Origin of the sequence: Spirulina major PCC 6313, assembly GCF_001890765.1 — a bacterium.
In the GTDB taxonomy this organism is placed as follows: domain Bacteria; phylum Cyanobacteriota; class Cyanobacteriia; order Cyanobacteriales; family Spirulinaceae; genus Spirulina; species Spirulina major.
The window spans coordinates 2,081,909-2,102,438 of sequence record NZ_KV878783.1 but is presented as its reverse complement, the minus strand read 5'-3'; the positions used below and the strand labels follow the sequence as shown (position 1 = coordinate 2,102,438).

Sequence of the window (20,530 nt, the reverse complement as noted above, 5' to 3'; positions counted from 1 at the left end):
CCTATTTAAAGAATTTTGAGTGGATATGGAGATGATTGTAACAAACCCTTACGATGTAGACGCTGGGGGCTGGCAGGGGGAATTAGAGCTTGACTATGGTGCGATCGCAGGCAAAACGGTTTTACAACGCTCGTACCATCGTGCGCCGCTCAAAGTGCAACGATCGCTCTATCCTGAAGGCGATCGCTGTTGTCACACGGTCATGCTCCATACCGCTGGGGGGATCGTCGGGGGCGATCGCCTCTCCACCCAGATCACCCTCGCCCCGGACAGTCACGCCCTCCTCACCACCGCCGCCGCCACGAAACTCTACCGCAGCAATGGCCCGGAGGCAGAGCATCGCATTACCGCCCAGGTGAACGCGGGGGCGGTGCTGGAATGGTTGCCCCAAGAAGCGATCGCCTTTAACGGTGCGAACTATCGCCAGACGATGCGGATAGACCTTGAACCGGGGGGCATCTTTGCGGGCTGGGAAATGACGCGATTTGGTCGCACGGCGCGGGGGGAACAGTTTCTCAGCGGGATGTGGCGATCGCAGTTGGAACTGTATCAAAATGGCGTACCGATCTGGTGCGATCGCCAAGGCCTACCCGGCGGCATGGACACCGTCAACCACCCCCACAGCCTCAACCAACAGCCGATCATCGGTAGTTTTCTCTGGTTCGGCCCACCCATCACCCCCGAACTCCTCCACACCCTGCGCCAACTTCCCCCACCACCCCAGGGCGAATTCGGCCTCACCACCACCCAGCACCAGGGTCTCCTCGCTCGCTATCGCGGTGCATCCACCACCGAAGTCAAACAATGGTTCATCACACTCTGGCAGTATTTACGACAACAGCAACTTGACCGCCCGCCCCTTAAACTACGCATCTGGGGGTAGTTATCGCCTCCATTGAGATTTTGTCCGATCTTGGGAGATTAAACCAATGAGTCGATTGGCTTGGGCCGTGGTGTGTATTGCCTATCTAAGTGGCGTTTTGGCGGCGCAATTACCGATCGCACCGGAAGCGATCGCCCTCGTTTGGATCAGCCTCGGTTTGATCCTCAGTCGCATCCTGCCGTTCCGGTGGCGGGCTGGCCCCGATTGGCGCGTTTGGTGTAGTGCCGGACTCATCGCCGCCCTGGCCGTGGGCTACGTTCACCTCAGTCAACCCCAGCCCAGCCCCCAAGATATTCACCATCACCAAGCCCAACTCGACGGCAAAAATGTGGTGATCGTCGGTCGCATTACCGAACCCCCCAGCATCACCCGCAAGCAAAAAATCCGCCTCATCCTCCAAGTCGAGCAACTCAACGGCAACGCCAATATTGCCGGCAAAGTCTACGCCACAATTCCCCTCCTTCATGGCACCGGCCTCGTTCCTGGCCAACAGGTGCAACTCCTCGGCAAACTCTATGATCCCCCGCCCCCAAGCATTCCCGACGGCTTCGACTTTCGCGCCTATCTCCGGCAACAGGGCATTTTTACGGGCTTTACCGGGCAACTAATGAGCGAACCCACGGAGCGACCCAAGGGACTCTGGCAAATTCGGCAACGGATTGTGAAAGCGTTGGTGGAAGGCTTGGGGAGTCCGTCGGGGTTTTTGGTGGCGGGGATGGTGTTGGGGCGCAAGGCGGTGGATTTGGCGGTGGATGTGCAAACCCAATTTATCCAAGTTGGCCTCGCCCATACCTTGGCCGCGTCTGGGTTTCATGTGTCGGTGTTGGTGGGGATGGTGAAAGTAGTAACGGGGAAATTGCCGCAATGGGTGCAGTTGGTGGCGGGGGTGATGACGCTGTTGATTTACGTGAGCCTGACGGGGTTTCAGGCATCGGTGGTGCGGGCGGCGTTGATGGGTGTGGTGGGTCTGATCGCGTTGGTGGCGGGGCGACGGGTGCGATCGCTCGGTCTCATTCTCGTCACAGCGACGGCGTTACTGCTCATCGATCCGCTCTGGATTGTTGATGTGGGGTTTCAACTCAGTTTTATGGCAACGGTGGGGTTAATTTTAGTGACCCCTTGGGTGATGGATCGGTTTGCTCAGTGGGGAACGTTGCCGCCATCGGTTGCGACGCTTGTTGCGGTTCCCGTCGGGGCATTGGTATGGACGTTGCCACTCTTGATTTACCATTTCAAAACCGTTTCGCCCTACAGCATTATTGTCAACATCATCACTACGCCTTTGATTTTGATCATTAGTATCGGGGGCTTTGCCAGTGGAGTTTTGGCGTTGATTAGTCCGGTGGTGGGTTCCTATGGCGCAATGTTGCTGGGGTGGCCCGTGCTGGTGTTGCGGGACATTGTGGCGTGGTTTTACGAGTTGCCGGGCAGCTTGCGGGCCGTGGGATCGGTGGATTTGTGGCAAGTTGGGGTGATGTATAGTCTGTGGATCATGCTTTGCCTCACGGGGCTGCGGCAGTGGCGACGCTGGGGGGTGATTCTGGCGGGGCTTTTGGTGTTGGTGGTGCCTTTGGTCTATCAACGGGCGATCGCAGTCCATTGGACGCTGTTGGATGCAGCACCTGATCCGGTGCTCTTGATTCAAGATCGGGGCGCGGTGGGGTTAGTGGGCACAGGCGATCGCGATGTGATTGAGTATCAACTCACCCCGGTCTTGCAGCAATCGGGGGTGAATACGTTGGATGCGGTGCTGCTGTTGCGGGAGAGCGATCGCGCCAATCTGCCCAGTCTGGCCACCAATCGCAACCTAGGGCAACTTTGGGAAACTCCCCCCGCAACTCAAGGAAAATCCCTTGCGTCAGAGGCCTTGACGGCGATCGCCCCCCTCACCCCCAATCAAAGCCTGCAACTCCAGTCAACCACCGTCACCAACATTAACGCCGATGGCTCACTCCTCTGGCTCCACCATCCGCACCAAACCTGGCTCTTGATCCTCGCGCCCCAAACCCAATGGCCAACCTTTGAAACGCTACCCGATGCGATCGTCGTCACGGAAGACGCAGTAACGCCGGATCTCTTTACGCAAATTCCCGCCCCGCTGGGGATTATTCTCAGTCGCCGCGAACCTGATCCGGATCAGACCCTCTCCACCCCCCAGACTCAAATCCTCTGGACCAGTGACACCGGCCTCGTGCAATGGACACAACACCAAGGGTTGAGCACCGCTCAATCGGGACTTAATCTTGAGTGATCGATAGGGTGTAGGCACTCGCTGCCCCATTCACATCGCCCACATAGATAGCGTGTTCCCCCGATGACCACAGGCCGGGAATTTTCGCCATGCCGCCGCTCCGAGTCGCGATCGCATAAAAACACCCATCCGGGCCCACAATCATCAAACTTGGTTGACCGCTGCCGCCGTTGGCCGTGGCGCTAATTTCCACCGCCATCGCGCTACTTAAACTCATGCGATGGCTCGGATTCGCCGGAATCGCATTACAACTGAGGGCATTATTTTGAGAGGTTCCCACACATTGGGATGGGCCGCCAAACACATTGGTGCTCGATCCACAGGCTGAATTTTGAGCATCTACAGCACCCGTCAACACTGTGCCCAGCAGCGCCGTAGAAAATAACATAGAGGGGATAAGGTGCTTAAACATGATGAGTTTCCTAACTCGTGATATCTCAATCATGGCTGATCCTGAAGGCTAGTTTGCACACCATAGACCTGTTGATCAATTGGATCAGACCACGATTAAACAAAACAGGGGAGAAGCGATCGCCCCTCCCCTGTTTAGACGCACAGCCCATCAATAATGTTCATTGATGGTGTGTATCCCTGAATTCACTGGAGCGGGTTAACGCGCCAGTGGTGTCTGTCTCGGCTTAGGTTCCCACCGTCCAGGAGTTGATGTACTCTTCTTGGTCGGGGGTGAGGCTGTCGATGGCAATATTCATCGCGGCCAATTTGAGGCTGGCGATTTCTTTGTCCACCGCTTCGGGAATGGAATGGAGGCCCGGTTCAAGTTTGCCTTTATTTTTCACCAAGTATTCACAGGCCATCGCTTGGTTCGCAAAACTCATGTCCATCACGGCACTGGGGTGACCTTCCGCCGCAGCCAAGTTCACCAAGCGACCTTCACCGAGGACGATGACGGATTTGCCCGTCTTGAGCTTGTATTCTTGGGTGAAGTTCCGGGCTTCGAGGACTTCGCTGGTCATGGTTTTCAGGGTCGCCAAGTCGATTTCTAAGTCAAAGTGACCAGAGTTACAGACCATCGCGCCATCTTTCATCACCTCGAAATGTTCGGCGCGAATGACGTGCTTGTTGCCGGTGACGGTGATGAAAAGGTCGCCTTGGGGAGCCGCTTCGGCCATGGGCATGACGCGGAAGCCATCCATGGCGGCTTCGATCGCACGGGTGGGATCGATTTCCGTCACGATCACGTTTGCACCCATGCCTTTCGCTCGCATGGCCACACCTTTACCACACCAGCCGTAGCCGGCCACGACGACATTTTTCCCAGCAAGGAGCACATTGGTGGCGCGAATCACACCGTCGAGGGTGGATTGACCGGTGCCGTAGCGGTTGTCAAAGAAGTGCTTGGTGTCGGCATCGTTGACGTTCATGGCGGGGAAGGTCAACACACCATCTTTGAACATGGCGAGGAGGCGGACGATCCCGGTGGTGGTTTCTTCGGTGGTGCCGATGATTTCACCGATTTGGTCTTGGCGTTCTTTGATCAGGGTGGCGGTCACGTCGCTGCCGTCGTCGATGATGATGTTGGGGCGATGATCGAGGGCGATTTGGACGTGGCGGTGATAGGTGGCGTTGTCTTCGCCTTTGATCGCGAAGACGGGGATGCCGTAGTCGGCGACGAGGCTAGCGGCCACATCGTCTTGGGTGGAGAGGGGGTTACTGGCGATCAAAATTGCGTCGGCTCCGGCATTTTTGAGGGCGATCGCTAAATGTGCAGTCTCAGTAGTGACGTGGCAACAAGCGACGAGGCGAATTCCGGCTAAGGGCTTTTCTTGAGCAAACCGTTCTTGAATCTGGCGCAGCACCGGCATTTCGCGGCCTGCCCATTCGATCCGCTTTTTCCCTTGGGGAGCAAGATTAATATCTTTGACCTCGTACTGAGGCTTGGTTATGGTTGCAGTCATACTACTTAAGATCTAAAGAGGGTGTAATTCAGTCTCGCCGATTTTAACTAAAATTTTCCATCGGTGGCAGTGAGTGAAACCGTACCCGCTTAACGAATGGCGTGGGCGATCGTTTGGGCATGGGCATAGAGACGATGCCCAGCGTACCAAGCATGGGCGTTGTCGGCGATACATTGGCCGGTGGCGAGGGAAATACTATGGCCGGGATTGCTTACCCAGTAGTGTTTACCGATGAGCAAACCGTCCATGGGTTTATTGCCGCGTTGGGCCAAGATGGGCAGAAGACCATGGGCACAGTAGGCGGCAAAGACCCCGGATTTGGCGAGGTAGTCGGGGGGAATAAAACTGATGAAGCCGGCGATCGCATCTTGCATGATGGCGCTAATCTGGGCCGGGGCGAGAATGCCCAATGCCAACATCTTCACATTGGGAATCGGGGGGATTGGGTTGCCCATGGGAACGCCAATATCGCACAGTTCCGTAATGCCGAAGGCTTGACAGGCGTGGACAAGGGCAGCGTAGTCGCGCTGATACACGAGGCGGCGGCTGTTGGGATGGCCAAAGACGACGAGGCGACGGGCGCGATCGCGCAAGGGTCTTAGGCCAGTGGGTTCGCCAATATTGCTACAGACCGGCAAGGCGGTAATGGGGGTTTTGCGATCGCGCCGCAACTTCAGCAACAGTCGCCGATAACTTTCTTTACTCGTCAGTGCGTAATGACTACCCCGCACCAGTTGCCCCGCCAAATGCCGCTGCCACGGCGACAACCAAAAGGAACTCGTCCAAAAAGGGCCATGATCATAGGGATACACCTCATGGAAGATCGTCACCCAGCAGGAGGCCGTTTTTACCTGCCAATGATGCAACCCCTGCCACAACCAAGCTGGATATCCCCGCCGCGCATAGCCATAGCCCTCGTACTGCAACACAATCGGCGAACTATTCAACTGCGCCAACAGCCCCGCCCGACTCCGCTGCAAAATTTTCTGCACCGGAAACCCATCCACGTCCACATCACCCCGCCATTCAGGATTTCCCAGCACAAAATAGGTCGTGAGATCAAACTCGGAGCGCAACACCTGCGCCAATAAAAAAGCATAGTCCCCTAACCCACTCACATCAGGCGTTAAGGTCGGGACAATTTGCGTAACTTGATTCGGACTCATGACACCACAGCCTGACAGAAAAGCAACGATGGGCGATGGATTCTCATCCCCCATCCATAATCGTGATTCCGATGCCCTCTGATGCCCTCAACACTTCGTCTGCACAACAGTCCAAACAAAACGCGCAGGATAGTTTCATTATCATGGGGTGATGGTGTTTCACTCCAAAACGTCGAAAATATTCACAGATTCAGTCCCCATTCACGGCGGCCTAGCCCCGGCGCACATTAAAACAGCACCATTCGCCGCGTTTCCAGAGGGTGGCGATGATCCAGCCGTGGGCTTCGAGGACATCGGACACCTCTTGGGCTTGTTCAAGGAGAATGCCGCTGAGAATCGCCCAGCCTTTCGGTTTCACAAGGTTCGCCATCTGGGGAATCATCGGCATGATGGTTTCGGCCAGAATATTGCACATCAAACCGTCTAAGCTGTCGTCTAGGCCCGCTTGCACGAGATCAATGCTGCCCTGTTTGACGGTTAAGCATTCTGAGGGGATGTTGTTGAGATTGCAATTGTCAACTGTGGCCTTGACGGACATGATATCGGTATCCACGGCGTAGACATGACCTGCGCCGAGGAGGATTGCCCCGATCGATAAAATGCCGGAACCGCACCCGATGTCAGCGAGGACGGTTTCAGGGGTGCATTGCGCTGCGCGCATTTCGAGGGATTCAAGACATAGCTGGGTGGTGGCATGGGTTCCTGTTCCAAAGGCGGAGCCAGGATCGAGGCGGAGGGGAATCCGATCGCTCTCTGGAACGGATAGCCAAGCCGGGCAGATCACAAAGCGATCGCCGATTTCTTGGATCTCCCAATGGTCTTTCCAACTGCTGGACCAATCTTCTTCGCGGATCAAGTTCCAGGTGACTTTAGGGGGCAGGATTTCAGCCGCGATCGCATCCTGTTGCAGCCAGATCGAGAGCGCCGACAGATCCAAGGTGTGGGCGGTCGCTTCCGGCAGATAGGCCCGCACCCGTAACGCTCGTTCCGTCCCTAGCGTTGGCAGTTCTTCCGGTGGGGTTGGAATTAAATCCGTGGCCATCCCCTGACAGCCAAACTCCGTTAAACGCCAAAAGATTACATCTTCAGCAGCCGGATGGCCAATAATTTGCAGTTCCCACCAGCGGTTTGTCATGGACTGTCCTCAATACATCAACATGGCATCATCATCCAGTATCCCCCTCAACCCTGGCCGGAGGGGCGCGATCGCACCCCATGCTCAGGATTACATCCCACCAGCGGCCCTAGAGAGTGACGGTATAGGCATCTTCAATCCCCGCAATTTGGGTAATTTCCGTCAGCAACCCATCCGGCAGCGGATCATCCAAACTCAAGGCCATCACGGCATTACCGCGCACAATTTTCCGCCCCACCTGCATACTGGCAATATTGACATTGAAATTACCCAGCATCGAGCCAATTTGACCAATAATTCCCGGCATATCCCGGTGCAGGGTAAACAGCATATGACCACTGGGGGGCAGGTTGAGGGGGAATCCATCCAGATTCGTCACCCGAATTTCTCCATCGGATTGCAACACCCCCGTCACCGAATGCTCACCCAAGGAACCGCGCACCTCCAGATGGAGCGCACCGGAATAGTCCGACACAGACGCATCCTTCGTTTCTGTGACATGAATGCCGCGTTCTTTCGCCTCGATCGCAGCGTTCACGTAGTTAACCCGCTCCCGCAGCGCTTGGGAGAGCAAACCCTTTAACGCAGCCACCACAATCGGCTGACTTTGGGCCATGGCGAGATCCCCTTGCAGGCGCACATTGAAGCGATCGACCCGACCGCCGGCCAACTGCCCGACGAGATTTCCCAAGGTTTCCGCCAGTTGCAAATAGGGTTTCAGTTTTTCCATCACGTTGGGATTCAACCCCGGAATGTTCACCGCCGATCGCGCCTGTAACCCCAGCAGCACATCGCGAATCTGTTCAGCCACATCAATGGCCACATTCACCTGTGCTTCTGCCGTAGATGCGCCCAAGTGGGGGGTAATCACGATCTGTTCTTCGAGGTCTCGCAAGGGAGATTCCCCCAGGGGTTCCGCATCGAATACATCCAGGGCTGCCCCTGCGATCGTGCCTGCTTTTAACGCTTCGTAAAGGGCTTGTTCATCCACAATCCCACCGCGAGAGCAGTTAATGATCCGGGTGGTGGGCTTCATTTGGGCGAGGGCATCACGCCCAATGAGATTCGTCGTTTCCGGGGTTTTGGGAACGTGGAGGGTAATATAGTCCGCTTCTTTGAAAATGAAGTCAAGATCCACCAAACGGCAGCCCAGTTGTTCGGCGCGTTCGGCGGAGATAAAGGGATCATAGGCAATCAGGTTCATCCCCAAGGCTTTCCCAACGGTGGCTACATGGGAGCCGATTTTACCCAGCCCCACAACCCCCAAGGTTTTTTTATACACCTCTGCACCCACAAACCGTTTACGCTCCCACCGGCCCGCCTTGAGGGAGCTATGGGCTTCGGGAATGTGGCGCGAGAGGGACAACATCATGGCGAGGGCGTGCTCGGCGGCGGCGGTGGTGTTGCCTTCGGGGGAGTTGACGACAACGATCCCGCGCCGGGTGGCGGCGGGAATATCCACGTTATCCACCCCCACACCTGCCCGGCCGATGATTTTAAGTTGTGTCCCGGCATCGATCACGGCTTTGGTGACTTTCGTGCCGGAACGAATCATCAAAGCGTCATATTCCGGAATAATGGCAATCAGTTCGTCAACGGGTAAGCCCGTTTTGACATCGACTTTGGCCACTTGAGATAGGATATCGATCCCCGCTTGATCGATAGGGTCAGATACTAGGACTTTAGCCATAACAAATAACGTTAAGAAAATCTGTAACGCTGCCGACGGACGGAGCATTGCAGTAGGCATTGTATCGGGAAACGGGGAACTGCGGGGAATGCTTGGGAAAGAATTCACAACTGGGCGGATGGGGGGCGATCGCACCTCGGATTCTCCCCCCCACCTGTAGTGTGTTCAAGGTTCGCTGGTATTCTACGAAAGAGTATGGGATCTCTAAATCCCCATCACCATTGCCGGATTGATCATGAACTATTTAATTGCTGTATTTCCCGATCGCATCACCGCCGAAGCCGCCTACACGGCCCTCGAACAGGCTAAGCTGCCGATGAATCAAGTCACGATTCTCGGCCGGGGCTACAAAAGTGCGGATGAGTTTGGCCTGATTGACCCTAACCAGAAAGCCCGCGAACAGGCCAAGCTGATGGCGATCTGGTTGGTTCCCTTTGGGTTTGCGGCGGGCTTTACCTTCAATGCCATTACCCATATCAACCTCTTTGCCTGGGCGGGGGAAGTGGGGAATCATCTTCTGGGGGGCTTGTTTGGAGCGATCGGCGGGGCAATGGGCAGTGTGTTCGTCGGCGGCGGGATTGGGATTTCCGCCGGCAGCGGTGACGCGCTCCCCTATCGCAATCGCCTCAATGCGGGTAAATATTTGGTGGCGGTGAAGGGGTCGAAAAGTATCCAACAGCGGGCCACCCCTGTGCTCGAAGGGTGTCAGCCGGAAAACATCCAGGGCTATTTTGAACTCTAGGCAGAGCCAGGGGCTTCGTGGCCTTGCCTCGGAGTCCTGAAGGCGCGGCTGAAACGGTCTGATCGCGTCACCGGTTGAAGTTCTGGCGGGCGATCGCAGTGCAGGCAAGATCTCAAAAATTTTGTAGGCTGAGAACAGGAAATTTGTGAAAAAAGATTCTGTTGGCTAAAAATTAGTCATGAAAGTTAAATCGTAAGCCGAACCATCCCCTCGCCGTGAACCCGCCATGACTGAGCCTCACCTGCTTGATATTTTTTCAGAACGCAATGGTACGGAGCCAACGACCCCGGCGGCGGGTCAAGGTAAACTGCTGACGGCAACGCTCCACTCGGAAACCTGGGAACTCTTGGCGGTGAATGGGGCTTTAGCTCAGTTGGTGGGGTTACCGACAGATCCGACGGAATTAGCGGCGCGATCGCTCAATTTCTTCGACCTCTGCCCCCCGGAATCGTCCCGCGATCGCCAATCTCTCCAACGACGGCTACGGCTTCCCCTCATTTTGCGCGATATTGCGGCGATCGCCCCCCAAGACTGGCGACTTTGGGACGAGCCGCAAATTTTCACCCTCCACAGCCCCCACCATGCCAAACCCCGCTACATCCAAGGCTGGTTCCGCTGGGAACACCTCCGCGCCCACCGCATTGATCCCACCTACGACGAACTCGCCGACCTTGACCTCCACCAACCCGCCAGTCTTTCTCAAACCAACCTCGAAACCCGCATCGCCTGGAATAACTACCAAATCGAAGGGGATGTCATTTGGGAAGGTATCGACATCACCCCCCAGGAAACCCTACGCCGCCTCAATCATGTCTTAGTGGATGTGGGCAGTGCCGTCTTTGATCCTGAACATCTCCACTGCGTCGGGCACAAGCTCCACGCCCTCTTTCATGCCACCACCACTCTCATCCTCAGCATGAAACAAAACCGGGTGCAGCCGTTCCTCTTTTGCAAAGGGCAGGCTGAACCCTTGGAAACCTTGACCCTGAAGGACTTAGAACAAGCCCACGCCCTGCGAGCCATTCAAGCCCATCGCGTCTGGAATGTGCCCGACCTCGAAGCCGATTGCCCCACTCCCCTAGAGCAGATCTTGCTAGAGCGGGGCTGTCGATCGCTGCTGTTGATTCCGGTGTCGCAATCCCTGAGCACGGGCGGCCCAGAACAGGTGCTAGGGGTGGTGATTTTGGGCTGTCCCACGCCCCACCAATACGATCAACTCGATGCCGCCTACGCTGAACAATTGATCCCCGCCTTCCGTACCGCCCTGCGTCAGGCTAATCAAAACAAACTAATGCGGGTACATCCGGCGGTGGAGTGGCGCTTTGCCCAGGAAGCAGAGCGGCGCAGTTTGGGGTTGCCGCCGGAGCAGATTATTTTTCGGGGCCTGTATCCGATGTATGGGATGTCGGATATTCGCGGCTCTTCTGATGAGCGCAATCGAGCGATTCAGGCGGATCTGTTGGCGCAGTTTAATTTAGCGATCGCAATTATCGATCGCGTCCTTGAAAACCAAGCGATCGCCTTTCTCCAACAGGTGCGAGCCGACCTACAAGTGCAAATCGATCGCCTCGCTGAGGGGATCAAAGTCGAAGACGAAGTCACCGCGTTGGACTATCTTCACGACCATGTGGAGGCCTATTTTGACTATTTCGAGCAATGCAGTCCAGCGGTGAAGCAAGCGATCGCCACCTACGAACAAGCCTGCAACAACGATCACCACTGCATCTATCACGCCCGCGCCCGCTACGACAGCACTGTACAGCAAATCACCGCCCACCTGCGCGACACCTGGGAACAGTGGCAAACCCAAATGCAGACCATCCTACCCCACTACTGCGACACCGAAGTCACCGATGGGATCGACCACATGATCTACCTCGGCAAAGCCATTCATCCCCAATTTTCCCAATTCCATCTCCACAGCCTACGATATGAACAACTCCGCGCCCTCTGTGACTGTGCCCGCACCTGTTTCAACCTCCGCGACGAGCAAGATAATCCTCTCCAAGTAGCCCATTTAATTTTGGTACAAGATATCACCGTCGATATTTTCCACGACGAACAAACCGAAAAACTTTTTGACGTGATGGGCACACGTGACACCCGCTACGAAATCGTTAAAAAGCGCATTGACAAAGCCATTTCCACCCAAGACCAAGCCCGCATCACCCAACCCGGTATGCTCACCATTGTCTATTCCACGGAATCAGAATGGCTCGAATATCAGCATTATTTACGCTACCTAGAGCGCGAAGGTTGGATCACTTGCGATCGCACCATGGGAGCCGTAGAACCCTTACAGGGAGTAACCGGCCTGAAATTTGCACGAGTCGAAGTTATTCCGGCAGCAGAGTCAGAGATTCATCAGGCTTGAAATGAAGAACGGTTTAATTGAAAAAACTTGAAAATAAAGGTAGTCTCAAGTCCTGACTGATGTTGTGCTGGGTAAGCTTAGATGCGATCGCCACCGTCAACCCCACCGCCCCTAGGCTGGAGTCAACCTGCAACGGATCATCTCTTGGATTTAACAAGACCGGCCAATAAAATGCATCAGCAAAAATCTACTTCATTCCCTATACAAAACCTTGTTTCGGAGTCCCATAGATGTAGTGATCATGTTCCACTGCACTATCACTCGGTAATGTGTCTAAAACACTTGGGGGAATATCGGCAACTAATTCCTCAATAAATTCCCACAATGGCTGTTCTGTTTGACTGTGATGTCTCATCTTTGCCAAGCGCAGAAAAACCAATAATTCACTAATTAAAGAATCGGGTGCTGCTTCAAGTTCATGCACAAGTTGTTCTTTGGGAGTCATAATTGTTTTAATTGAGTATTTTTTAACTTGCCTATGAGTTTAATGATGATTTTTCAAGAATCTGTTTCAAGTCTTCAGCATCAGTTCCAACATTCTTAACATTAAATGGTTCATTCAAGAATTGGTCAACATCCCAGGCAAACGAACTTTGTCCACCATGTTTTTCTGCTAATTCACTAAAATAGTTTTCGAGTTGAGCACATTGAGCACCCGTCAAGACAACCCTGGACAAATGAACTTTAACCCCGCAGCAAAATCCAAATATATTTTCAACTTCATTTGATATATGATGATTTTCTAGCTCTTGTTGAATCGCGGTTATACCTTGCTGAGCTTGTTCACGATTGGATTTATCTATTGGGAAAGAAAGTGTTACATTTAGATCTGCAAAATATGCACACCAGCGAGGTATCCATTTCTCTTTTTCTTTTCTTTCAGATAACTGAATACTTTGGGAAATCTGTTTATATTCATATTTTTGTTTTACTTCAAATAACTGAATACCTTGAGAGACCTTTTTATATCCATAACTGATATTTTCATTGTTTATTTCAAGACTTAAAACAGTGGCTTTAAGTTGCGGAAAACATTTATTAAACCTTTTGTCAATCCACTGAGCAACTGACATTTTGCCAGGGGCTGCTTTAGAATAGTAGTAGTCTACAGGATTAGGACAGTATGAAGGATTTCTATGATCTCGGTGTTCAACCTTGACGATAATGCTCTCAATTGAAAAAATTCGTCTAAAGATTGGATAGCAAACAACTGACGAGGGACAATCCATGAAGCTGTTAAAAGTAACGCCGTACCATAGTTGTTCATGTTTTTTCTTCTTCTGCAAGTGATCGATTATATCGCTTAGCTTAGGCATGATTTTCACCTCTTTGAATTTTTGGGGTTTATAGTTGGGTCTGTACAATTCAATACATAGGCACACTTTAACTATTAGTAGTGATAACGAAGCTGGGCGATTTGGATCGAATTGTTGTCAACCTTGTAAATGATGCGATGTTCGTCTGTGATTCGCCGTGACCAATAGCCAGAAAAATCATGTTTGAGCGGTTCTGGTTTGCCAATCCCCGTAAAAGGGTGTCGCTGAATATCTTTGATAAGGGTATTGATGCGTTTGAGGATTTTGCGATCGCGATCTTGCCAATATAAATAATCAGCCCAAGCATTTTCGGAAAAAATCAGCGTCACTCGATCAACTCCCGTTCTTGGCCGCCACCAGAGCCTAACTCTGCAATGGAATCGAGTAATCGTCGGGCATTAGTAGGACTGCGCAATAAATAGGCCGTTTCTGCCAAAGATTCATACTCTTCTTGTGAAAGCATCACCACCGCTTGACCATCACTACGAGTGATTGTGATCGGTGTGTGACTGTCACAAACCTTATTTAAGGTTGCCGCTAAATTAGCGTTAAGCATTTGATCCGTAATGTGCTCCATTAGACCGTTAGCCTCCAAGAATTGTGGATGATCATCCGATCATTATGCTAACGAAATTAGCAGCTATAGACCCGAAAAAAGGCACAGGAGAGCGTCCTATGCCTTAAACCTAAACGGTTAGTCATCGAGTGGCGATTTACTCCACGCCTTCGATGCGGTCTTCGACTTCTTGGTAGAGTTCTTGGAGGCGTTCGATGTTTTCCTCGGAGGTTTCCCAGTAGCCGCGACCGTTGACCTCAAGGAGTGTGCCGACCATACGGCGGAATGAGTTGGGGTTGAGATCCATGAGGCGTTTGCACATTTCGGGGTCTTCGATGAACGTGCTGTTGGTGTCTTCATAAACCCAGTTATCCACCGCGTCGGCTGTGGCAGACCAGCCCATGGTGTTGACGAGGCGTTTGGAGAGTTCGCGCACCCCTTCGTAGCCGTGGGAGAGCATCCCTTCGTACCATTTCGGGTTGAGCATCTTGGTGCGGGCATCGAGGCGGACGGTTTCGGAAAGCGATCGCACCTGGGCATTGGCCGTCGTCGTGTCGGCAATGTAGGCAGCGGGTTTTTTGCCGTCGTCCCGTAGACTCGACACCACCTTCGTAGGGTCAGAATCGAAGTAGTGGGACACATCCGTGAGGCTGATTTCCGACGAATCCAGGTTTTGGAATGTCACATCAGCAGTTTTTAATGCCGACTCAAACACCTCGCGGTTTTCGTCCATGATGCCGGGATTGTCAGAGTTGAAGGAAAAGGATTTGCGGTTGAGGTACATATCTTGTAATTCCTTCTCTTCTTCCCAGGAGCTATTTTCAACGGCTAGGTTGATGTTGCTCGAATAGGAACCGGAGGCATTGGAGAAAATCCGGGTGGCAGCTTGGCGGAGGTTGATCCCCATTTCCTCGGCTTGTTCCATCGCATGTTTGCGGATGAAGTTCATCTCTAGGGGTTCGTTGGCTTCGGCGGCCATTTTCACGGCTTGGTCGAGGAGCGCCATTTGATTGATGAATAGATCGCGGAAAACACCGGAGCAGTTCACCACCACATCAACGCGGGGACGGCCCAACTCTTCGAGGGAGAGCAGTTCGATCTTGTTGATCCGACCGAGGGCATCGGGGACGGGTTTCGCGCCCACCATCCAAAGGATTTGGGCGAGGGATTCGCCGTAGGTTTTGATGTTGTCGGTTCCCCAGAGGACGCAGGCGATGGTTTCGGGGTAGTTGCCGCCGTTGTCGAGGCGTTGCCGTTCGAGGAGGCGATCGACGACGATTTTGGCCGATTGGACGGCGGCAAGGGTCGGGATCGACTGGGGATCGAGGGCGTGGATGTTTTTGCCGGTGGGCAAGACGAGGGGGTTCCGGATCGGGTCACCGCCGGGGCCGGGGAGAACATATTCCCCTTCGAGGGCTTTGAGGAGCGCACCGAGTTCGTTGTCGGCGCAGACTTGCTCTAGGCAATATTCGAGGTATTCAAATAGGGGTTTGAGGTCGTCTTCGCTGACGTTGGGATAGCCGGACTGGTGGAGGGATTCGACCCAGGGGGCTTTTTTGCCGAGGTTGAAGAAGTTGAGTTTCGAGAGCATCGAGACGCGGCCATCGCTATCGACTTGGGCTTGTACTAAGGCTCCGACGGCGGCACGGGTGGCGGTGGTGATGTCTTGGAGCAGATTGACATCATCGAGGATGCCGCGATCGCTGTTCCGATAGACCTCTTCCATATTGCGACCAATGCTCTCCGCGATGATCCGCATTAGACTTTTCAAGCCCTCTTCTTCGCGATCCAAGCTGGCGATATTCACCAAGGTGGCCACGGCTTCTTCGGCTGTGGGCGGTTTGCCAATCACATGCAGCCCACAGGGCAAGAGGCGCGACTCGATTTCCATCAAGCGACGATACACCGAACCAATGAAGTTATCACGGATTTCGCCTGCATCGGGATCTTGGAGTTTCGCTTTGAGGGCATCGGGATCGGCCAGTTCGGGGATGTCTTTGTCAAGGTTGAGGATGATGCTTTGGTCTGCGATGGTCAGGGCGATCTGAATCCCCCGGCCGCCTTCTTTCAAGCCTTGGTAGGAGCCGATCAATTCGCTCAGTTCCTTCAGCCCTTTGTAGAGCCCGGCATTTTCAGCGGGGGGGGTGAGGTAGCTGATGGTTTCGGCGTAGCTGCGCCGTTTAGCGATCGTGGCTTCGCTGGGGTTGTTGGCGGCGTAGTAGTAGAGGTTCGGGGTTGACCCGATCAGGCTGTCGGGATAGCACGCGCCAGACATCCCCATTTGCTTACCGGGCATGAATTCTAGGGAGCCATGGGTTCCGAAGTGCAGCACGGCATCTGCTTTCCACACTTGTTCTAAATAGGTGTAGTAGGCGGCGAACCCGTGGTGGGGGCTAGCGGAACGGGAGAACAGGAGGCGCATCGGGTCGCCTTCATAGCCGAAGGTGGGCTGTACCCCGATGAACAGATTGCCGAAGTGTTTCCCGTAGATCAAGAGGTTTTGACCGTCGGTGTTGAGGTGTCCCGGCGGATCACCCCAGTTTTCTTTGAGGCTTTCGTAGTAGGGGGTGAGGCGTTCATATTCCATCACCGACATTTTGTAGGCCACGTTGAGTTCGGGGCTGGCCAGTTGGGCTTGGGCATCGTGGATCACCGCTTCCATCAGGGCTTGGGGAGAGTCGGGGAGTTCGTCGATGTCGTAGCCGTTGTGTTGCAGGGCTTGCATCACTTCGTAGATGGAGCCGAATACGTCGAGATAGGCCGCAGTTCCCACGTTGCCTTTGTCGGGGGGGAAGCTGAAGACGGTGATCGCGACTTTTTTATCCAGTTTGGGCTTTTTGCGGAGGTTGGCCCATTTCATGGCGCGTTGGGCGATCGCTTCGACCCGGTCTTGCAGTGCGATCGCTCGTCCCGTTGCCCCATCCCGGCCAGAGAGAATGATCGGCTCGATCGCCCCATCCAATTCCGGAATCGCAATCTGTAACGCCACTTGGATCGGGTGTAAGCCCAATTCACTCTCTTCCCATTCTTCCGTCGTTTGGAACACCAAGGGCAACGCCACCATATAGGGACGGTTCAAGCGTTTCAGGGATTCGATTGCCTTCGGATGATCCTGACGCGCCGGGCCACCCACCAGGGCAAACCCCGTCAGAGACACCACCACATCCACATAGGTCGTCGGTTCAACGCCCTTAATCCGCTTATCCCAGAAATATTCATCCACCGGCTTCGCAAAATCCAAGCCCCCAGAGAACACCGGAATCACCCGCGCCCCCATCACTTCAAATTCTTGAACGATTGCCACATAATGAGCATCATCGCCCGTGACGAGGTGCGTCCGCTGCAACACCAGACCCACACAGGGCGCAAGGGGATCGCGCAATTCTTCGGTAATATCATCGCGGCTATTGAACCATGCCCAATATTCATCGGCATTCTCGAACATCTTCGGCGCGAGGGGATGCCAGATGCCCATATCCGGATACACCACCGGATCAGCATATTGCAGTTGGTGCTGATCGTCCTTGCAGACATATTTATCCGCCAACATCAGCAGGAAGTTTTCCAGGTTATCCGCCGAACCCCCCAGCCAATATTGAAAACTGAGCATGAAGTTGCGGGCATCTTGGGCGCGATCCACCGGCAAATATTTCAACACCTTCGGCAGCGTCCGCAGCACCTTTAACATACTGTCTTGGAACGAAGAGCCGGACTGCTTTTTGCGGTTGCGCATGAATTGCGCGATCGCACTCTTCGATTGCCCCAAATTCTCCATCGTGAAGCTGCCCATCTTATTGAGGCGCATCACCTGGGGCATCGAGGGAAACACAATCGACACATCCAAATGCTCCTGATGCGGTTGCACCGCTGCCACCACCTTATCGGCAAGGTCTTCAATGAAAATCAACGAGGCGATGAATATATTCGCGTCGGCAATATCCTGCTTAAACGCCTCGTAATTTTCTTCACTGCGTAATTCCTCGATTAAGTATCCACTCACCTGAATGGCAACGTTCGGATTGTTCTTATTGATCGAACGAACGGCAGCGGTCAGCGTGCTTTGATACTGGGGTTCAAGCACGACATAGACCACCTTCACGATGGAGCGACTGTCCTGATCGGCGGGCGTTATGCTGCGAATGGTGGACTTGACGTGGGTGAACATAAATAACCGGTCTCCTCTGGTGTTCTGTCATGGGGTCAGGGTTAATCAAACGTGGAACTGATTTAAACCCTGAATTTTTAGATACTCAGTGTTAGGTTTTACCAAAAAATGTCCCCCCGATCCCTGATGCCGTGGGACTTTGACATAATTTGATAAAATAAAATCACATCTTCGTTACAAAACTTGACATTTTTAAGAGCGTTTACTTCTTAATTCCTTCATCTTTACCACCATGGGGTTCTTGCATTCTGATCCGGAACGGAACAAGCACACCATCGCGATCGCACCATGACCGAACCACCCCACATCACCGCCCACACCCATTCGATTCGCCATTACGACGCAATCCAGCGCAGCGACACCTGCGGCTGCTTTTACTGCTGCCAGATTTTTCCACCGTCCCAGATCAAAGAATGGGTGCAAGACGGCGATCGCCCCGCTGACCAAACCGCCCTCTGTCCCCACTGTGGCATTGACTCGGTGATCGGCTCCGCTTCCGGCTACCCGATCACCCCTGAATTTCTCCGCACCATGCAGGCTCATTGGTTTTGAGCCAATGCTAGTCAAGGGGCTTTAGCCTCTTGTTTCCGGATGGAATCCTTAGGATTTTTGGGCGAGGATTTGGCGGACGGCGGTATGGGCGGAGTAGCTAACTCCGGCTGTGCCTTCGCCGGGGTGGGTGGAGTCGCCCACGAGCCAAAGATGGGGGAACGGGGTACGTGTGCCAAAACCGAAGGGGCCAAAGGTGGCGAGGCGTTGACTCAGGCCGCCGACGTAGCCCTGTTGGCGGGCGGTGTAGCGGGCGAAGGTGCGGGGGGTGGCGGCTTCAAAATGTTTGATTGTGTCGGGGGTGAGGTGAAAGTAGCGGTTGAGTTTCGCGATCGCATCTTCTGTCCAGTGCTTTTTCTGGGCGTTGTAGGTGGCGCGATCGCAATCCCACCAGGGCGCAACATCCACAAACGACGACGCGATAATCGTGGCTTGACCCTCCGGAGCGCGACCGTCCCCCGGCTGACTCACGGACACAAAGAGCGAATTATTTTCGCCAATCTCTCCCGCCGGATCGTAGAGAAATTGCAGATGGGGCGCACAGTCGGCGGGAATGGCAGCGCGATCGACCCCTAAATAGACCACAAACGCGCCGCTGGGTTGGGGCAGTTGGGTGATGCGATCGCAATATTGCCGCTGATTCAGCCAAGTGGTGGGGGGGAAAATCGGGGCGGGCGTGGGTTGTGGGCTGGGGGTCGGATCGAGCAGCTCAATCAAATTATGCGCTGTCACATTGGCCACCACCTCATCGGCTCGATATTGCTCCGTTTCTCCCGTCTTCCCCTGCTGAATCGTCACGCTTTGGACTGTGCCGCGATCGTGATGAATGGCCATCACTCGATGATTGAGGCGCAATTGACCGCCGTGTTTTTCTAAGGCGGTGACGAGGCGATCGCTCAACACCTGCATACTGCCGTGGAGGTGAAATAATCCCTGGGGCGTTTGGGATACCGCCAACGCCGTCGCCGCGTAAAGAAGAGCCGTTTCGTTTGCGTCCACCTGGGAATAGAGTTTCAATTGCAAATCGAGAAACGTCCGCAACCGCTGATCCGACCCCAACCCCAAAAGACGCAGGGCATCCCCCACCGTCAGCGCCGCAAAGGGAGCCGTCAGCAATGTATCGGGCCGCAACGCCCCGATCAATTGCCCCAGATCCCAGCCATTACGGGGCGGCAACACCGGATCGCGCCCCTGAAACCGCCAACTAATTTGGAACAGTTGATTTAACAGCCACCAAAACTGCTCACTGCCGGGAAATTGGCGCGATCGCTCCTCCCGCCACCGTTCCGGATCACGCCACACCCGAATCGGCTCCGTCTCCCCCGGCAAAAACACCGCACAAGCCGGATCGCAAAACGATGCGGGCGGCAACTCCACCCCCAACTCGTTAAAAATCCGGTGATGAATGCCCCCCGGTTCCAAGCCCGCCACTTGAGTCGCCCCCACATCGAAGGTAAAGCCCCGCCGCTGAAACGTGGACGCGCAGCCCCCCGGCACGGCTGCCTGTTCTACTACCACGGTTTGATAGCCTGCTTTAGCCAGCAATGCACCAGCCGTTAAACCGCCAATCCCCGCTCCGATCACAATGGCATCCGACATGATCTCAAATTCTGTAAACTTTTGTAACGCTTTTCTCAGTATAGAGCGCACCCTAAAAACCTTGAGCGTACCCTGAGCCTGTCGTTGGCGAAGCCTCCCGCTAGGGATAGGGTAAGCCCTCGGTAAAACCCTCGGACATTTGCGATACATTGGAACTCGTGCCTGCTCTGGGCTGCCCTCACCTTGCA

The 20,530-nt window shown here is 54.2% G+C and carries 16 protein-coding genes; 5 read left to right on the top strand and 11 right to left on the bottom strand.

The genetic code is table 11. The annotated features are described in order from the left end of the window. Nucleotides 1–31 precede the first annotated feature (31 nt). Nucleotides 32–883 (top strand): urease accessory protein UreD, encoded by an 852-nt coding sequence (locus tag SPI6313_RS09115; RefSeq protein ID WP_217650554.1) that lies wholly within the window; start codon nt 32–34, stop codon nt 881–883. Nucleotides 884–929: 46 nt separating this feature from the next. Further along, on the top strand, nt 930–3,134 hold the full coding sequence (locus tag SPI6313_RS09110; protein ID WP_072620706.1) for a ComEC/Rec2 family competence protein: 2,205 nt from the start codon (nt 930–932) through the stop codon (nt 3,132–3,134). Here the strand turns inward: SPI6313_RS09110 and SPI6313_RS09105 are convergent. The 5 genes from SPI6313_RS09105 to serA all read right to left on the bottom strand — a co-directional run bounded on the left by SPI6313_RS09105 (nt 3,121) and on the right by serA (nt 9,041). Then, on the bottom strand, nt 3,121–3,522 hold the full coding sequence (locus tag SPI6313_RS09105) for a hypothetical protein (protein ID WP_072620705.1): 402 nt from the start codon (nt 3,520–3,522) through the stop codon (nt 3,121–3,123). The two genes, SPI6313_RS09110 and SPI6313_RS09105, sit on opposite strands and share 14 nt — an antisense overlap. Before the next feature lie 250 nt (nt 3,523–3,772). Beyond that, nucleotides 3,773–5,050 (bottom strand): adenosylhomocysteinase, encoded by a 1,278-nt coding sequence (gene ahcY / locus SPI6313_RS09100; RefSeq protein ID WP_072620704.1) that lies wholly within the window; start codon nt 5,048–5,050, stop codon nt 3,773–3,775. A gap of 89 nt (nt 5,051–5,139) precedes the next feature. Further along, nucleotides 5,140–6,216 carry a hypothetical protein gene (locus SPI6313_RS09095; RefSeq protein WP_072620703.1) on the bottom strand — a complete coding sequence of 359 codons (1,077 nt, stop codon included), beginning with the start codon at nt 6,214–6,216 and terminating at the stop codon, nt 5,140–5,142. A gap of 211 nt (nt 6,217–6,427) precedes the next feature. Beyond that, nucleotides 6,428–7,351 carry a 50S ribosomal protein L11 methyltransferase gene (gene prmA / locus SPI6313_RS09090; RefSeq protein WP_072620702.1) on the bottom strand — a complete coding sequence of 308 codons (924 nt, stop codon included), beginning with the start codon at nt 7,349–7,351 and terminating at the stop codon, nt 6,428–6,430. A 109-nt stretch (nt 7,352–7,460) separates the two neighbouring features. After that, nucleotides 7,461–9,041, bottom strand: a complete 1,581-nt coding sequence (gene serA, locus SPI6313_RS09085; RefSeq protein WP_072620701.1) for a phosphoglycerate dehydrogenase — start codon at nt 9,039–9,041, stop codon at nt 7,461–7,463. 235 nt (nt 9,042–9,276) lie between these two features. Here serA and SPI6313_RS09080 point away from each other — a divergent pair, with 235 nt between their 5' ends. Further along, entirely contained in the window at nt 9,277–9,783 is a 507-nt protein-coding gene (locus SPI6313_RS09080; protein ID WP_072620700.1) for a hypothetical protein, read from the top strand. 226 nt (nt 9,784–10,009) lie between these two features. After that, nucleotides 10,010–12,157, top strand: a complete 2,148-nt coding sequence (locus SPI6313_RS09075) for a tetratricopeptide repeat protein (protein ID WP_072620699.1) — start codon at nt 10,010–10,012, stop codon at nt 12,155–12,157. 199 nt (nt 12,158–12,356) lie between these two features. Here SPI6313_RS09075 and SPI6313_RS09070 read toward each other — a convergent pair whose 3' ends face one another. The 5 genes from SPI6313_RS09070 to SPI6313_RS09050 form a co-directional block, all read right to left on the bottom strand. Continuing rightward, a complete protein-coding gene (locus tag SPI6313_RS09070) occupies nt 12,357–12,602 on the bottom strand; it encodes a hypothetical protein (protein WP_072620698.1) in 246 nt (81 codons plus the stop codon). A 31-nt stretch (nt 12,603–12,633) separates the two neighbouring features. Then, nucleotides 12,634–13,473: a hypothetical protein gene (locus SPI6313_RS09065; protein ID WP_072620697.1), complete on the bottom strand. Its 840-nt coding sequence runs from the start codon at nt 13,471–13,473 to the stop codon at nt 12,634–12,636. Between the two features lie 74 nt (nt 13,474–13,547). Further along, the gene (locus SPI6313_RS09060) at nt 13,548–13,802 is read right to left on the bottom strand and encodes a Txe/YoeB family addiction module toxin (protein WP_072620696.1); all 255 of its coding nucleotides are present in this window, start codon (nt 13,800–13,802) and stop codon (nt 13,548–13,550) included. After that, the gene (locus SPI6313_RS09055) at nt 13,799–14,050 is read right to left on the bottom strand and encodes a type II toxin-antitoxin system prevent-host-death family antitoxin (protein WP_072620695.1); all 252 of its coding nucleotides are present in this window, start codon (nt 14,048–14,050) and stop codon (nt 13,799–13,801) included. The genes SPI6313_RS09060 and SPI6313_RS09055 overlap by 4 nt, the downstream gene beginning before the upstream one ends. A 136-nt stretch (nt 14,051–14,186) precedes the next feature. Then, on the bottom strand, nt 14,187–18,194 hold the full coding sequence (locus tag SPI6313_RS09050) for a magnesium chelatase subunit H (protein WP_072620694.1): 4,008 nt from the start codon (nt 18,192–18,194) through the stop codon (nt 14,187–14,189). 288 nt (nt 18,195–18,482) lie between these two features. On the opposite strand from SPI6313_RS09050, the gene SPI6313_RS09045 reads away from it, so the two are divergent. Further along, nucleotides 18,483–18,746, top strand: a complete 264-nt coding sequence (locus SPI6313_RS09045) for a cytoplasmic protein (RefSeq protein WP_072620693.1) — start codon at nt 18,483–18,485, stop codon at nt 18,744–18,746. A 48-nt stretch (nt 18,747–18,794) separates the two neighbouring features. Here the strand turns inward: SPI6313_RS09045 and crtD are convergent, their stop codons facing one another. After that, nucleotides 18,795–20,342 (bottom strand): C-3',4' desaturase CrtD, encoded by a 1,548-nt coding sequence (crtD, locus tag SPI6313_RS09040; protein WP_084668957.1) that lies wholly within the window; start codon nt 20,340–20,342, stop codon nt 18,795–18,797. Nucleotides 20,343–20,530: the final 188 nt, after the last annotated feature.